Raw genomic sequence first — 16971 nt, 5'->3', positions numbered from 1 at the left:
CCACACTGGTGATCCATGCCAGAGTCGACCCGGAGTTCGCACAGCAGTCAGGACCTCTCTCATCAAGTGGCACAGGATCCACGCCGTGTTACTTGTTGACCAATCAGTCCTCTGTAGACATCGCTGGTGCTGACGAATCAACGATCTTGACTGCGGCGCTCAGCCGACCAGCCGCGTTGATCTTCCGAGCGTAGTCGGTGCAATATCATCGATCGCCGTCGATATCCCCGGTTTCTTGGAGAAATATCCTGTAGGCTGGCAATTTTCGTTCGATGAGATCGTCATGGTGCCGTGGATCGCGAATGAGGGTTGGATATCCCCATAGCGCAAGAACCGGATCACGATCCTTGACGGTCGAAAATTCCCAACCGGGAGAGATACGCCCATCGGAGACCTCGAAGAGATCCATCGGTTTCCAATTTGGCTTTCCTGTGTCATCGACCACGAGCACACCAAGGCCGTACGTCCAAGCAGCCATGGCACGAGCAACGTATTCTTGGCCAACTGTCACGTTGAACCTGCTTGCCGGCGTATTGCCAGACTTCTCGAGCACATCTGGAGGCAAATCACTGCCGACGCTGCCGACGCACACCAATCTCATGGCCCCTCACTCCAGTCCTTGAATTTGAAGTCGTCAGCGACACCGGTGTTTGTGTTGTACACATAGTGGATTTCAACGCCATCCACCGTCTGCTCCATCTTTACCCAGCCGTCATCGGCGGACCATCTCGGGTCACCCATGGTGACAGGAAGCCGGTTACCGTATTGCGGATTCCCTTTGACGAGATCCATTGCCCGTTGCTCATTCGCTCCACCCGGTGTGGTCCGGCCTGTCGATCCACGCGACGGTTGGATTCCCGATGCGGCATCGAGGTCGTCCGCGGCCGGACAGTTGTGGACAAGAATGGGGGTTGGGCCGGCGAGGATGTGGAACGTGTGGATGTCATTGATGGCGAGGTCGTAGACGGGTTGGTACTGGGTGTAGTGGTGGACCTTGGCAACAGTGGGCTGGGTGTTGTTGGTTGAGTGTAGATGGGCGCCGGGATCGAGGTCGCCGATAGGGGTGAAACTGCGTGTGTCCTCGTTGTAGACAAGGTGCCAGCTGGTGGCCTTGACGGTGCCGGTTTCGCCGTCCTGGGTGGTGACGGTGAGTTCGGTCATGTCACCTTCGTCGGTGTGGACGATAATGGCCAGGACTTCACGGGGTACGGTCTCGCCGGCGTCAGGGTCGGTGGCCAGGACCTTGTCACCGACTTTGACGTTGGCGATAGGTTTGGTGGTGCCGTCGGCCATGAGGACCTTGGTGTCGCCGGTGAAACTGCAGCCGGCCTTCCCCACACCGGCAAGTTCGTCGGCATAGCGGGCACCCTTGGCGAGATCGCCGACTCCCGGGATGAGGCTGACGGCCGAGATGGCGGCATTTTGCCAGTCGCCTTCGGCCAGATAGGCCAGTGCGTTGATGCCGTCCGCGATCTCGCCGAGCACCGGGATGAACCCGGCCACGTCGAGGATCCCGTGCACCAGGGCGCCGATGTCGTCGTTGTACATGTCGGGCCGGGCCGCTCGGCACGCTTCGGCTGACAGTTGCAACGCGTTCTGGCAGAACGTGTCGAAACCGATGCCGGGCCGCTTGCCGAACTCGATCGCGTCTGCCCAGTTGTAGTCCTGGGATCCCTTGTATCCAGCGGCCTTCAGTGCCTCGAACGTCGGCTTGGACAGTGGTTTGCCCGTCACCGGTTTGGCCATCTTTGGTGAGAGGTTGGCCCGGATCACGGCCTGCGCCTGGAGGCCTTCGTGTCGGGCCTGTTCGGCGGGGTCGGACGACATGTGGGTGCCGCCAGTGGCGCAGTTGAGATGGAACTCTTCGCAGCCGGCCGGGCGGAGGCCGCTGGGGTCGGAGAGGGTGGTGGGGTTGTTGTTGGCGTAGGTGTAGCCGGCCCATTGTTGGGGGTTGGCCGAGTCGAGGATGGGGTCGACGGAGAGGAAGCGGCCGAGGACGGGGTCATAGGTGCGGGCACCGATGGTGGTGTAGCCGGTGGTGGGGTTGTGGGGTTTGCCGAGGAATTGGTGGTTGGTGGGCCAACTGGCGGGTGGGGTGCCGCGGAGTTCGCCGTAGGGGGTGGTTTGCCGCCAGGTGGGGATCTGGGCGGTGTTGTCCAGGGCGAGGGTGCCGGTGCCGTGCGGGTCGCTGATCTCGTACTTGTAGGTCAGCCCGGGGCCGGTGCGGATGGCCGTGCCGCCGCCGGGCAGGGGGTAGAAGCGTTGACCGGTGACGGCATTGGTGCTGGTGTTGAGCACCAACTCCTGGTTGGGCAGGTACAGCGTGGTCTTACCGGGATCCTTGCGGAGCAGGACGCTGTTGGCGGCGTCGTAGACGTAGCTGGTGGTCCCGGCGGAGGTGGTGATGCTGGCCGGCTGACCGGTGTGGGTCCAGGTCAGGGTCTGGTTGGCGCCGGGGCGGGTGCGGCTGGTGGTGTTGCCGGCCGCGTCGTAGCCGTAGGAGGTGGCCACGGTGCCGGTGGGTCCGGTGGTGCTGGTGGAGGTCAGCGTGTGCGGCTGGATGGTACCGGGATTGGGGTAGGTGTAGGTGGAGACGGTGTCGGCGGTGCCGCCGAGGCCGTGTTGGGTTTGGTTGGTGCGCTGGCCGAGCTGGTCGAAGGTCCAGCTGGTCCAGTACGCGCTGGATGCCCCGAGACCTGTGCCGACGGTGGCGCCGTTGTTGGTGGCCGGGTCGGCGGTGCAGAGGTCGGTCGCGGTCCAGGCTTGGGTGAGCCGGGCCAGGCTGTCGTAGCCGTAGCACTCGGTTTCGGTGGCGCCGGTGGTGCGGACGGTGGTCTGGCTGGTCAGGTTCCCGGCCAGGTCGTAGCGGTAGGCCACGTCCTGGATCCGAGCGGGGGATCCGTAGACGCCGCTGGTGGCCAGCCGTCCGGTGTGGTCGTCGTAGCTGTAGCTGAGGTAGCCGAAGTTGGGCCCGTAGTTGATCTGTTCTTGTATGGGGCGGCTGTAGGCGTCGTAGGTGGTGTTGCTGGCAAAGGCGACAGTGCCGCCGGCCACGCCGGTGGGCAGGTCGAGCGGCGGGGCGTAGGCGTAGGCCGCGGCTTCGGCGGGCAGTCCACCGGCGGCGGTGTAGATGTCGCGGGCGGGCAGACTGGTGTTCGCGGTGTACTGGTGGGTGACCTTGTAACTGCCGGCTAGCGCGCCCTCGATGCTGGGAATGGTCACCGTGTCAGCCAGGGACTTGCCCCAGTTGTTGAACCCGCCGGTATTGGCCTGGGTGTAGGCATAGGTAACGCCGCCACTGACCACATAGGACGACTGAGCGGTGAGGTGGCCGATGGCGTTGGCCAACGCGGGCGTGGCGCCGGCGCCGTCGTAGGTCCAGGAGGCCAGTTTGGGTGAGGAGGTGTTGGGGCCGTTGTACTGGGCGATTTTGCGGTTGAGGGCGTCGTAGGCGTAGCTGAGGGTGCGGTTGTTGGCGTCGGTGGTGGCCGCGATGTTGCCGGCGGGGTCGTAGCTGGTCGTGGTGGTGCCGGTGTCCGGATCGCTGCTGCTGGTCACCTGGCCGAGCAGGTTGTAGGTGGTGGTCCAGGTGTTGCCGGCGGGGTCGATGCGCTGCCACGGCCGGCCCTGGTGGTCGTAGGTGAACCGGGTGGTCTGCCGCACCCCGCCGCTGATGCCGAACACACCGGTGAAGGTGTTGGCGGGCGCGGAAACGGTCGGGCCGGTGGTGTACTGGTCCAGGTGGGTGGTGCGGCCGCGGGCGTCGACCACGGTCGAGGTGATCACGCCTCCGGAGGGCGGGAACACCGTGGTCCGGTCGCCCTGGTAGACGGTGCTGGTGGTTTCGATCGGGACCGCGGCGCGGGTGGAGACGGTGCTGATGGGGCGAGCCAGACCGTCATAGGTGTAGCGCTCCTGGTTGAGGATCTCGTTGTCCGGTGCCTGGACCAGCGTCCCGTTGGGCGGGGTGTCGGAGGACCAGTACGGGTTGTTCTTCTTGGTCACCCAGCCATGTGAGTCGTAGAAGGTGTTGGTCAGCAGCCGACCACCCTGCGGAGTCGGGGTCTGCGTCTGCACCGGGCGCAGCAGCGAGTCGAAGATCGCGGTGGACAGGATCACACCCTGCCCCTCGTTCATCCGGGTGGAGGTCACCACCGACGGCGCGGTCTGCGACAGCGCGTAGGCGAAGGTGACGTTCGGCGGGCTGGTGGTGGGCCGGCTGGCCCCCCAGGCACTCACCAGCCGGCCGAGCGCGTCGTAGCGCAGGGTGGCGGTGATGTTGTTGGGATCCTTGGTCGCCACCACCAGACCCCGGGCGGGACCGATGGTGGTGGAGGAGGTCTGGCCCAAGGCGTTGGTCCCGGCGACGGCGGTGACCAGGTTGCCGGACATGGTGTACGCGGTGGTGGTCTTGTTGCCACGCGCGTCGTAGTTCTCGACCGGTCGGCCGTAGGAGTCGGCCACGACGGCGTTGGTGGTCTGGTAGGTGTAGCTGCCGCCGGTGTAGCCGGTGGCAGCCCGGATCACCGACACGTCGCCGACGGTGGGCGCGGGTTGGGGCCAGGTCGGGTTGGCCGGTTGCGGCCAGGTGCGCGCGAGGGCGGGGTTGTCGTAGAAGGTGCGCACCGCCGAGATCACATCCCCTGGGCGGTTCACAGTGGCCGGTGCGGTCAGGGCGTTGAGTTGCCCTGAGCCGGGGGCGGAAGCCCCGTTGGGCGAACTGCCACCGCACGGCAGGGCCAGGACTTCGACCTCGGAAACCAGCCCGACCAGGTTGGCCGCCGTGTTGGCCGGGGCGTAGCTGGTGGTGGTGCAGGTGACCTGCTCGGGATGGGCCAGGTCGCCGTGGTCGTAGGTGTGGACCAGGAGCCCGGTGGCCGGGTCGTAGGTGTGGTCGGTTTCGGTGATGCGCCAACTGGTGGGGGTGGTGCTGGTGATCGCCTGCCGCGACCACGTCTCCGCCGGGCCCGTGTACACGGCGGTCAGGGCCGGCAGCCCGGTGCGGGCGCGGGTGGCGTTGGGTGGGGAGATCCAGTATGAGGTGATGGTGGAGCCATCGATGGGCCCGCCGTCACCGCGGTAGCTGGTGGACTCGAGCACCCGCCCGGCAAGTTGGGCGGCGTCGCGGTGCGCGCCGCCCTGGGAGTCGATCATGGTGATCGACCGGGTCACGTTGTTGGGCAGGATGTCGCCGTCCATGCCCTGGTAATAGGTCGTGTCGGACAGGGTTTGCGAGTCGGGGTCATGCCCGGTGCGCACCTGCACACCGGCATAGCCGCGCCACTGGCCCCAGGTGCGGTTCTTGGGTTGGACGATTTCGTTGTCGTCGTAGTGCCAGGCCGCGCCGCGGTAGGTGTAGCCGGTGAACGTGGCGGGTGCGCGCCCAGTGTTGTCCGTTTCGGTCACGCTGACGACGGGGTATTTGTGGAACCAGTCATCCACCGGCTGGGTGCGCCCGGGCGGGGTCCACTTCACCGGGAAACACCGGTGAGTGTTGGCAGACGGGTCGATGCTCACCGGGCCGGTGCAGTCCGCGCCGGCATAGGCCACTCCGATGGTGGCGCCGGTCTCGGTGGTGATGGCGCTGATCCGCATCCGGGTCAACGGCACCAGGTTGTCGGTGAGGGTGTCAACCCGGTTCTGCAACCCCTGGCCGGCGAAGGAGATCGTGGGCAGGGTGATCGGCGAGCTCGACCCGCCGGCGGTGGTGTCCTGGCCGGTGCGGGTGATGCCGGACAGCCACAGGGTGGGGCTGGTCGGGTTGCCGGCGCCGAACCCCGGGATGGTTTGGGTCAGCGCCCAGGAATCCACGGGCAGATACCGGCTTTGGGCCGTGCTGTACTGCTGGGTGGCGATGGTGGTCAGCCGCACGGTCGACCAGAACGACGGCGATCGGGTGGCGCAGCTGGCGCCGGCGGCGCAGTTGAGGTCATACGGCACGTCCGGCCAATTCGATGCCGTGCTCGCCGACAGCGGGCTGCAGATTCCGGACAGGCAGCGATCCCCGGTGGTGAAGAGCACCTGGTTCGGGGCGGCGGAGGTGTAGACGGCGCCGTCGACAAAGCCGTAATCGATGTGGTCCAGATGTGAATCCCGCACGTAGGACACGTTGGCGGTGCCGTTGTTGGCGCCGTAATAGTTGGTGTCCTGCTTGTAGAAGTAGGACATCGCGTTGCGGTGGATGTCCACGACGTAGTCCAGGTTCCACCGGTAGGCCATGGTGCACCGGGACTGAGCGAAGCCGGCCGGGTTGTAACACGGATCCCCCGGATGGGAGGAGAACACCGGCACCGAATCCACCGAGTTGGTCGTCGGCTTTCCAGCGCTCCAGCCGGGCAGCTGATTACGGCCAAAGAAGTATTTGGTGCCGTCCCGCTGCGTCACCGTCCAGTACTCGGTGTTGTACGTGCCGGATCCGTTGTTGCTCCCCGTGATCCGCGTGACTACCGACCCGTCGTCGCCGGCCAGCCGATACACACCTCGGCCGGCATCCCAGACCAGAGCGGTCGAGCTTCCGTTCAGGGAAATCGTCAAGATCTGGCCCGCATAACACTGATCCTGCGTGGCCACCGGCGACGGAGACCCACCGGGTGAATCCGCGCACGGCACGAACGACTGCTCGATGAACGACGACGGCGTCGACCACCCATCCCCCACCCAGGACGCCTGCGCCTGACTCGACGCCGTACGCGCATCCACCGAGCCCGAGTCGTACGACAGCCCCACTTTGGGTGCCAGGCTCGACGCCGCAGGCGGAACCATGATCGGATAGGCGTAGGTAAACGCACCAGACTGAAGGCCCGCCGCCCAAGAACCAGATGGTGTGAGCGTCGTCGCCGAGAACGACCCGCCCCCGGAGGCCGAGTCCCCGCCGGAAACCGCCGCCAGCACCATCCGTGGCGCCGCCGTGTCGCCACCGGCCGCTGCGGCTTCCTTGCCGGACAGTCGGGTCGGGATCACGGTCGACAGCGAGGCTGTCTTGGCGTCGTTGACCGACTCCACCGGGGTCTGCACCTGGCAGGCCGGGACTTCGGGAGTGGTCAGCACGCAGTCCGGCAGCTTGACCAGGCGCAGGCGGGAACCGAACCCGCCACCGTAGGCGCCGGCCAGTCCGCTGTAGTCCAGCCCCACCCGCACCCCGGTGGGCGACCCCGCTCCGGGGGTCGCGGTCAGGATCACCCCGGTGATCCCCGCCCGGGTCGCGATCCGCTGGTCCACCACCCCGGCCCGCACCGAGATCGGGCCGCTGGCGGCAGTCTTGCCGGCGGTACCGGTAACCGGTTCGGCCCACAGCGGCGAGTTCGCCACCCGTACCCGACCCGCCGACGCCGTGGAAACGGTCACGTCCGCCTCGCTCGCCGCCGGCCGCGACACGGGGGGCGGGGTGAAGGGCTGGCGGGCTGCGTCCGGTCGGGCAGCCGTGGTGGCAGGTTTGATCGCATACAGGCCGGTGACGGACTTCGTCCATGCCGGTGTCGGGCCCTGCGCCGCCTCCGCGACCGGAGTGCCGCCACCGATCGTCGACACCGTGGTGACGATCAGTGAGATGGCCAGCGCGGTGACCGTCCATCTGGTACCAGACCGAACCGGGCGTCCCGAGCGGCGGAACACGTTCACGCAGAGCCTCCGACACGTCACGTCATCGCCGATGACCGATGGCAGGGTCCCGCACTCTGCCACACCGACCCGACACTGACCATCCCCGGGATTCCCTGTGATTCCAACAAAAGATCACTGGCGTCAGGTCTTGCCGAAGCCTGCCGGTGGTGCGTAGGGTCACCGGTCCGGACAGCAATCGGGGGCTGTCAGCACCTGACCCGGCTGCCGAAAATGGGGGACGAATGCCGACCGATGTGTCCACTGTGCACCGCCCGGGGCGTCGGCGGATGTCTACTTTGGTAGCCACCACGCTGCTGCTCAGCATCCTGCCCGCCGGGCTGGCCATGCGGCCGGCGACCGCCGCACCGCCGGCCGGTTCAGTGTCCGATCCGGACCGGATGGGCGTGGCGCAGGCGTTAGCCGTCGCCCGGTCCACCGGCAAGGCGGTCGTCGCGGAGGGGTTGACCGATCCGGTCAGCCAGACCACCGCCCATCCGAACGGCACCCTGACCCGGCAGGTGTCGCTGCGGCCGGTGCGGGTGCGCCGCGGCGATGGGTGGGTCGGGTTGGATGCCAGCCTGGTCCGCAACGGCGACGGCAGCTATTCGCCGAGGGCGGGCACCGGGTCGGTCCGGCTTTCCAGTGGGGGCAGTGGTCCGTTGATGACCCTGGCCCATCGTGGCCGACAGATCAGCCTGTCGTTTCCGCGGTCGTTGCCGGCGCCGACCGTGTCCGGGCGCACCGCCACCTATGCCGGGGTGCTGCCCGATGTGGACCTGGTGGTCAGCGCGGACGAGCAGGGCGGGGTCGCCCAGACCCTGGTGGTCAAGACGGCGGCCGCGGCACGCAATCCGGCCCTGGACCGGCTGCACCTGACCACATCCAGCCGGGACCTGACGGTCACCGCCGACGACACGGGACGGTTGCGCCTGGCCGACCGCGCGGGAGCAGCCGCCTACACCTCGCCGGTGGCCACGATGTGGGACTCCGCCCCGGCCCCGGCCGGGGCCACCGCCGCCAAGCCCGGCACGGTGGATCGCAGACTCCTTGACGCCACCGGCGGCGCGGCCATCGATGCTCGGACCGGCAACCCGATGACCTCGACCGCGGCCGTTCCCGGCATGGGGGCGCGGGTGGCTCGGGTGGGCGTGTCGGCCACGGCGACCGGGATCGACTTGGTTCCGGACAAGGCGATGTTGACTGATCCGAAGACCGTGTTCCCGGTCATGATCGACCCGACGCTGCAACCCAACGTCTGGAGTGCCTACGGCGACTGGACCGAGGTCGAGTCCGGCAAGCCCACCTACAAGGGTTGGCACCAGACCGGTGAGGCGCAGATCGGCCACTGCGTGTTCAGCGGTTGCAACGGCATCGGTGTCACCCGGTCCTACTTCCAGTGGAACATCGCCGGTTTCTACAACACCACGATCATCGCCGCGCAGGTGAACTTCGCCCAGCAGTACGCCGTCAACTGCAACTCCACCACCTACATCGACTGGACCAACCCGATCGGACCGAGCACCGACTGGAACACCAAGCCGGGCATCGCCAACACGCCCGGGGCCGCCGCCACCTGCTCCGGCGGCATCGGCACCAACGTCACCGACCAGATCCGCTTCGCGGTCAACAACCGCACCGGCACGTCCACCTACGGCCTGCGCGCGGCCGACGAAAGCACCGGCAACGGGTGGAAGAAGTTCACCCAGTGGAACGCGACGCTGTCGGTCAGCTACGACGTCACCCCGGTGACCCCGTCCAACACATTCACCTCGCCGGTGATGTGGTGCACCAGCGCGACACCGTATCCGGCGATCGGCAAGACCGACCTGTTCATCGGCGTGCAGACCCTGGTGGCCGCCGACGGGGTGGCCAAGCCGCTGGAGGCGCAGTTCGTGGTGACCAACCTGGCCACCGGCGCGGTCGTGGCCAGTCCCACGGTGCAGACCACCGCCGGGTCCTGGAGCACGGTGCCGATCGGCCAGAGCACGCTGGGCAACGGCGACTACTCCTGGACCGCACGGGTCTTCGACGGCCTGCTCTACTCCGGCTGGACACCGCTGTGCAAGTTCCACGTCGACCAGTCCCAACCCGGGGTGCCCGCCATCCAATCCACCGACTACCCCGACGACGGGGTCACCGGTAAGCCGGTGCGCACGCCCGGAACCGTCACCTTCACCCCGCCCGCCGGGAGTTCCACCCCGACCCAGTACCGCTACCAGCTCAACGGGGGAATGCCGATCACGGTCAACGCCACCAACGGAAGTTGGACCGGCACCATCACCCCGACCCGCATCGGCCCCAACATGCTCACCGTCCAGGCACTGTCCAGTGTGGGCACCCCCAGTCCCACCGCCCAACACGTCGTGCTGGCCACCCGCCCGGACGCCCCGGATGTCGACGGGGACCTGACCGGAGACGGCAACCCGGACCTGCTCGCCGTGGGTGGTACCGGCGGCACCGCCGCAGGCCTGTGGCTCACGGCCGGTGACGGCAACGGCGGACTGCGCACGCCGACCAACATCGGCATCCGCGGCACCGCGCGGTCCACCACGATCGGCTCGCCGGCGGACTGGGCCGGCACCATCGTCACCACCGGACAGTTCACCGGCTCCGGCATGCAGGACATCCTCGCCGTGGCCCCCAACGGCACAGTGCACATCTACGCCAGCCCCGGAGACGGATCCGCACTGAGCCTGGCCTCCGGCACCACCACCGGACTGTTCGGCGACAACTTCCTCGACCCCAACTGGGAACCGATGCCCGCCGCCGGCCAGACCCAGACCATCACCCAGATCACCGCCATCGGCCACCTACCCGAGGACAGCCTGCCGTCCACCGACAGCGCCTACCCCGACCTGCTCGCCATCGTCAACAACAACGGCGACCACCAACTCTGGTGGTTCGAACACGGCATGGGCACCGGCCTCTACCCCACCGCCGCCGTCGTCCTCGACGACACCATCGACTGGTCAACCAAGACCATCACCGCCACCACCCGAAACGGCCAACCGGCCCTGCTGGTCCGAGACAACAACACCGGCCAACTCGACCTCTACAGCACCAACTGCACCGTCGACTGCTACAACCTCAACTGGTTCACCGACGCCACCCACACCCCGGCCAAACCCGCCACCTCGGCACTCACCCACGCCAACGCCCCCACCATCATCGCCAACGACACCAACAAAGACGGCAACCCCGACCTGTGGAGCATCACCCCCACCGGCACGGCCACCTACACCGCCGGCAACGCCGCCGGCACCTACGCCACCCCGACCGCCGCCGGCACCGTGATCCCGCCCGGCGTGACTGCCCCCCAATCCGTGCGTTCAGCGCCGGTCACGACCTGGGGTGACACGCTGCACGTGTTCGCGCGCGGAATGCCCGAAACCCATGCCTTCCAGAAGGCATTCAACCCCACCAGCGGCTGGGCAGCATGGTATGACCTCGATGGCAGGATCGCCGGCACACCCACAGCTGTGCAGTACGACACCACCCTGCACGTCTTCGCCGTTGACAGCATCACCAACCATCTGCTTCAGAAGTCCCTCTCTCCGGGCGGCGGCTGGACCGACTGGGTCGATCTGGGCGGATCCATCGCCGGAACCCCCGCCGCGATCATCTACCAGGGCAACCTGCACCTCTTCGCCCGCGCCACCCCCGGCAACCAGCTGGTTCAGAAGACATTCGACCCCGGCAGCGGTTGGTCGAACTGGATCGACCACGGCGGCGTCATCAGCGGCGACCCCACCCTGGTGGAATACCAAACCGACCTGCATGTCTTCGCCGTCGGCAACCCGAGCAACCGGCTATTCCAGAAGGCGTTCTTCCCAGGCAGCGGCTGGACCGTCTGGATCGACCACGGCGGAGGCGTCGCCGATCCCACCGCCATCGTCTACCAAGGCAACCTGCACCTCTTCGCCCGCGGAACCCCCTACAACCAGCTGGCCCACAAGGCGTTCGTCCCCTACAGCGGATGGACGACCTGGACCGACCACGGCGGCGTCATCGGCTAACCCCATACACCGGGTCGCCGGGACGTGTGCGACGTCCCGGCGACCCGCCGTATCGAGCCAAAACCGCCGCGCCGCCCGAGACCCGCCATCATCAATTCCCAATAACCTCAACAAAAGATCACATCGGCCAGGCCTTGCTGGACCACGTCGAGGGTGCGTAGGGTCACCGATCCAGGGCAGCGATCGGGGTGCTGCCAGTACCGGATCGGCTCGCCCACGATCCACAATGGATCATGGGCTCAAACGCCCGCCATTGGGGAAGAAAGTTGACTGACGTGCCCATCATGAACGGTCATGGTCGTCGCTCGCGGCCCGTACGGACCCTGGTCACCGCGGCACTGATGCTCAGCGTCCTACCCGGACTGGTCACCCAGCCGACGGTCGCGAGCGCCGGCCCTCCCGCGGCTACATCGTCCAATCCGGACCAGCTGGACGTGGCGCAGGCACTGGCCACGGCCAGGTCCACCGGTAGGTCGGTCGCCGCGGGGGCGCTGACCGACCCGGTATCCCAGGTCACGGCCAATCCGAACGGCACCCTGACCCGGCAGGTGTCCCTGCGTCCGGTCCGGGTTCGCCGGGGCGACGGCTGGGTTGGTCTGGACGCGAACCTTGTCCGTAATGGCGACGGCAGCTACTCCCCGAAGGCCACCACCGGGTCGGTCCGGCTCTCCGGCGGCGGCAGCGGGCCGCTGATGACCTTGAAGAACCGGGGCGACGACATCAGCGTCACCTTCCCGCTGACCCTGCCGACCCCCACCGTGTCCGGCCGCACCGCCACCTACGCCGGCGTGCTGCCGGATGTGGATCTGGTGGTCACCGCCGACGAGCAGGGCGGTGTGGCCCAGACCCTGGTGGTCAAGACCCCGGCGGCCGCACGGCACCCCGCGCTGGACCGGCTCCGGTTGCGCACCAGCAGCCGCAACCTGTCCGCGACCACCGACGGCCAGGGCCGGGTCAGCCTCAAGGACCGCTCCGGCCGGGTCGCCTACTCCTCGCCGCCCGCGCTGATGTGGGACTCCGCCCCGGCGCCGGCCGGTGCCACCGCCGCCAAACCCGGCACCGTGGACCGCCGACTCGTCGAGGCCACCGGCGGCGCGCCGATCGACGCCACGACCGGTGAACCCATGGCCTCCACCCCACAGGCCCCGGGCATGGCCGCCCGCACCGCGATCATGGCCGTCGCCGCCTCCTCGGCCGGCATCGACGTGACGCCGGACCGGGCGATGCTGTCCGACCCGAAGACCGTGTACCCGGTCATGATCGACCCGACCCTGCAGCCCAACGTCTGGAGCGCCTACGGCGACTGGGCCGAGGTCGAGTCCGGCAAGCCCGACTACAAGGGTTGGCACCAGAGCGGCGAAGCGCAGATCGGCCACTGCGTCTGGCCCGGGCCCCCGCCCAACGGGTGCAACGGGATCGGTGTCACTCGTTCCTACTTCCAGTGGAACATCGCTGGTCTCTACAACACCGCGATCATTTCGGCGCAGGTCAACTTCACTCAGCAGTACGCCGTCAACTGCAACTCCATCACCTATGTGGACTGGACCAACCCCATCGGGCCGAGCACAGACTGGAACACCAAACCTGCCGTTTTCGCCACTCCCGGTGCCTCCGGCACTTGCGGCGGTGCCATGTCCGCCAACGTCACCGACCAGCTGCGCTACGCGGTGAACAACCGGACCGGCACCTCCACCTACGGGCTGCGCGCGGCCGATGAGAGCACCGGAAACGGGTGGAAGAAGTTCACCCAGTGGAATGCCACGCTGTCCGTCAACTGGGACGTCACCCCGGTGACCCCGTCCAACACGTTCACCTCCCCGGTCATGTGGTGCACCAGCGCGACGCCATACCCGGCGATCGGTAAGACCGACCTGTCCCTGGGCGTGCAGACGGTGGTGGCCTCCGACGGCGTGGCCAAGCCGCTGGAAGCGCAGTTCGTGGTGACCAACCTGGGCACCGGCACGGTCGTGGCCAGTCCCACGGTGCAGACCACCGCGGGCGCCTGGACCATCGTGCCGATCCCGCAGAACACGCTGGGCAACGGCAGCTACTCCTGGACCGCGCGGGTGTTCGACGGGTTGCTCTACTCCGGCTGGACTCCGCTGTGCAAGTTCCAGGTCGACCAGTCCCAACCCGGTGTGCCCGACATCCAATCCACCGACTACCCCGACGACGGGGTCACCGGTAAGCCGGTCCGCACGCCCGGAACCGTCACCTTCACCCCGCCCGCCGGCAGTTCCACCCCGACCCAGTACCGCTACCAGCTGGGCGGCGGCCTGCCGATCACGGTCAACGCCACCAACGGTGCCTGGACCGGCGCCATCACTCCCACCCGCATCGGTCCGAACATGCTCACCGTGCAGGCACTGTCCAGTGTGGGCACCCCGAGCCCCGCCGCCCAGCACGTCGTACTGGCCACCCGCCCGGACAACCCGGATGTCGAAGGGGACCTGACCGGGGACGGCAACCCGGACCTGCTCACCGTCGGCGGCACGGGTGGCACCGCCGCCGGTCTGTGGCTCACCCCGGGTAACGGCAACGGGGGACTGCGCACGCCGACCAACATCGGCATCCGCGGCACCGCGCTGACCACCACGGTCGGCTCGCCGCAGGACTGGGCCGGCACCCTGGTCACCACCGGGCAGTTCACCGGCTCCGGCATGCAGGACATCCTCGCCGTGGCCCCCAACGGCACAGTGAGCATCTACACCGGCCCCGGCGACGGATCCGCGCTGAGCCTGGCCTCCGGCACCATCAGCGGGCTGTTCGGCGGCTCGTTCCTGGACCCCAACTGGGAACCGATGCCGGCCGCCGGCCAGACCCAGACCATCACCCAGATCACCGCCATCGGCCATCTGCCCGAGGACAGCCTGCCGTCCACCGACGGCGCCTACCCCGACCTGCTCGCCGTCGTCAACAACAACGGCGACCACCAACTCTGGTGGTTCGAACACGGCATGGGCACCGGCCTCTACGGCACCGCCGCCGTCGTCCTCGACGACACCATCGACTGGTCAACCAAGACCATCACCGGCACCACCCGAGGCGGCCAACCCGCCCTACTGGTCCGAGACAACACCACCGGAAAGCTCGACCTCTACAGCACCAACTGCACCGCCGACTGCTACAACCTCAACTGGTTCACCGACGCGACCTACACCCTGGCCAAATCCGCCACCTCGGCGCTCACCCTGACCAACGCCCCCGGCATCGTCGCCAACGACACCAACAAAGACGGCAACCCCGACCTGTGGAGCATCAAGTCCACCGGGGCGTCGACCTACACTGCGGGCAACGCCGCCGGCACCTACGGCACCCTGGCCGCCGCCGGCACCGTGATCCCGCCGGTCAGCGCCGGCCTGATTCCGCTGGGCGCGGTCAACTGGAAAAACCCCGCCACCAACCAGATGCAGACCGACTTCTACGCGGCCAACCCGGCCGGTCAGCTACTGCAGTTCCAGCGGCTGCCCTCCGGCATCCTCGGGCCACCCAGCACCGTCGGCGCCGCCGGCTGGCACCAGCTCACCCCATTCGGCATCGCCGACTTCAACCACGACAACTACCCCGACCTCATCGTCCGCAACAACGTCAACGGCGACGAGCTGATCTACCGCGGCTCACCCACCGGCTTCGCCCCCGGCCTGCTCTTCGGCGTCGGCTGGAACGGCTTCACCCCCTACGGCGTCGCCGACTGGAACCACGACGGCCACTTCGACGTGATCGCCGCCGACAGCGCGGGCACCGAATGGCTCTACCCCGGCGACCTCACCAGCGGCGCCGGAAACCGCGTCGCCATCGGCGGGGGACTGTCTTCGGCCTACACCCCGTTCGGCATCATCGACTTCAACACCGACGGCCACCACGACATCCTCACCCGCTACAGCCCCAACGACACCCTCAAGCTCTACACCGGAGACGCCACCGGCGGTCACTACAACGACAACGGCATCCAGATGGGTAGCGGCTTCAACGGCTGGACGTTCGTCGCCCTGGTCAACTACAACAGCGACCCCACCCACCCCGACCTCATCGCCCGCCACCCCACCAACGGCACCATCCGCATGTTCACCGGCGACGGCCACGGCCTGTGGTCCGACGGACTCGGAGTCGTCATCGCCAACGGGTGGTAACCCCGACACCATCGACAGCGCATCGGCCCATCCACCGCACCCACTCGGATGGGCCGACGCGGCACAGCTGGACTACCACCTGGCTCTGCGTTGTGCGGCCTCGGCAACTGGCTCGTGCTGGACGCGGCTCCACCCCGTAGTGATCGACCTGCGGCGCCGCGAATGCAGGCTCATCACGGACTTCCGGATGCACTCAGGCTGGGTGAGATCACCGCCTACGCAGGGGCCGAATGGTTGAAGCAGCTACGGCGGCGGTACGCGCGTCCTAGGTGGTCACGCTGCGCACGATCCTGTCCATGATCCGCGACGACGCAGTCGATAGACGATTGATGTCGGCCAAACCGGTGCGGCGGCGACGGCGGTCCGCAGGCGTGACCAAGCCCCAGCACCGCGGGAACGGGTGTGGGCGATGCCCGAGCAAGTCGTGCGGACCGCCCAGTTGGGCGATCTTGCGGCCGGCCTGCTGGTGATCCCGCGTGGACCGGGTGTCGAAAGGGTGAGATCGCCAGGCTCCAGCGCGACCAGGTCGACCTGGACCGCGGCACCATCACCATCGACCCCAACGTCGGCGCGCTACACGAGTCCGCGCCTCGGATCTGGCTCGGACCACCCAAGACACCCGCCTCGGTCCGCGCCATCATCCTGCCACCCTTCTTGATCGCCAGGCTGAGGAACGATCTCCGCAACGGCGGCGAACCGTTCTTGTTCACCAGCCCCACGGCTATCCCTTACGGTGCAATCACCTTCGACCACAAACGCACTGACCTGACCCCGCTGCATCAGCCCACGGCTGCTCGTCGAGTTGCGGTCAGGGATCGGTGATCAGGTCGTGGACTTCTGGCACGGCGCCGACATCGATGCCCTCGGCGAGACCATCAGCTGCGCCGGGCCCAACCGCTCGGAGTTGATGCCGCAGCCGGACAGCGTCGGTAGTGCGGTCTTGCGCCTGGTAGAGATCGAGTGCCTCTTGCCAGGCCGCTCCAGCTTGCTCTGGCCTGCCCAGCGCAATCAGTGGGTGGCCTATCCGATCGAGGATGGCCGCCATTTCGTAGGAGTTGCCGCGTTGTCGATGCAAGGCGAGCGATTGCCGGTAATAGTCCACCGCCTGTGTGTGATTGCCCGTGCGGTGGGCGATGAATCCCAGGTTGTCCAGCGTGTACGCCTCGCCCTCGCGGTCGTGGTATCGACGGTGCATGGACAGTGCTGTCTCGCACTGGATGCGAGCA

Annotated in this window: 5 protein-coding genes; 2 read left to right on the top strand and 3 right to left on the bottom strand. The window is 67.5% G+C overall.

Annotated elements, in window-relative coordinates; translation table 11 throughout:
* Positions 1 to 205 precede the first annotated feature (205 nt).
* Both VFV67_RS28955 and VFV67_RS28950 read right to left on the bottom strand, forming a co-directional pair.
* On the bottom strand, positions 206 to 601 hold the full coding sequence (locus VFV67_RS28955; RefSeq protein WP_326473847.1) for a hypothetical protein: 396 nt from the start codon (positions 599 to 601) through the stop codon (positions 206 to 208).
* Positions 598 to 7617, bottom strand: coding sequence for an RHS repeat-associated core domain-containing protein (locus tag VFV67_RS28950; protein ID WP_326473846.1), 7020 nt, complete (start codon positions 7615 to 7617; stop codon positions 598 to 600). Before VFV67_RS28950 ends, VFV67_RS28955 begins: the two co-directional genes overlap by 4 nt.
* 269 nt (positions 7618 to 7886) lie before the next feature.
* Between VFV67_RS28950 and VFV67_RS28945 the strand changes: the two genes are divergently transcribed.
* Together VFV67_RS28945 and VFV67_RS28940 are read left to right on the top strand one after the other, a co-directional pair.
* Positions 7887 to 11615: a hypothetical protein gene (locus VFV67_RS28945; RefSeq protein WP_326473845.1), complete on the top strand. Its 3729-nt coding sequence runs from the start codon at positions 7887 to 7889 to the stop codon at positions 11613 to 11615.
* A gap of 266 nt (positions 11616 to 11881) precedes the next feature.
* A complete protein-coding gene (locus tag VFV67_RS28940; protein ID WP_326473844.1) occupies positions 11882 to 15745 on the top strand; it encodes a hypothetical protein in 3864 nt (1287 codons plus the stop codon).
* 808 nt (positions 15746 to 16553) lie between these two features.
* Here the strand turns inward: VFV67_RS28940 and VFV67_RS28935 are convergent.
* The coding region (locus tag VFV67_RS28935) for a tetratricopeptide repeat protein (protein ID WP_326473843.1) at positions 16554 to 16971 on the bottom strand (418 nt) is incomplete at its 5' end.

Source organism: Actinophytocola sp. (assembly GCF_035762905.1).
Classification (GTDB): Bacteria; Actinomycetota; Actinomycetes; order Mycobacteriales; family Pseudonocardiaceae; genus DASYTH01.
The sequence above is the reverse complement of the archived record's forward strand: the minus strand, read 5'-3'. Positions and strand labels throughout refer to the sequence as shown.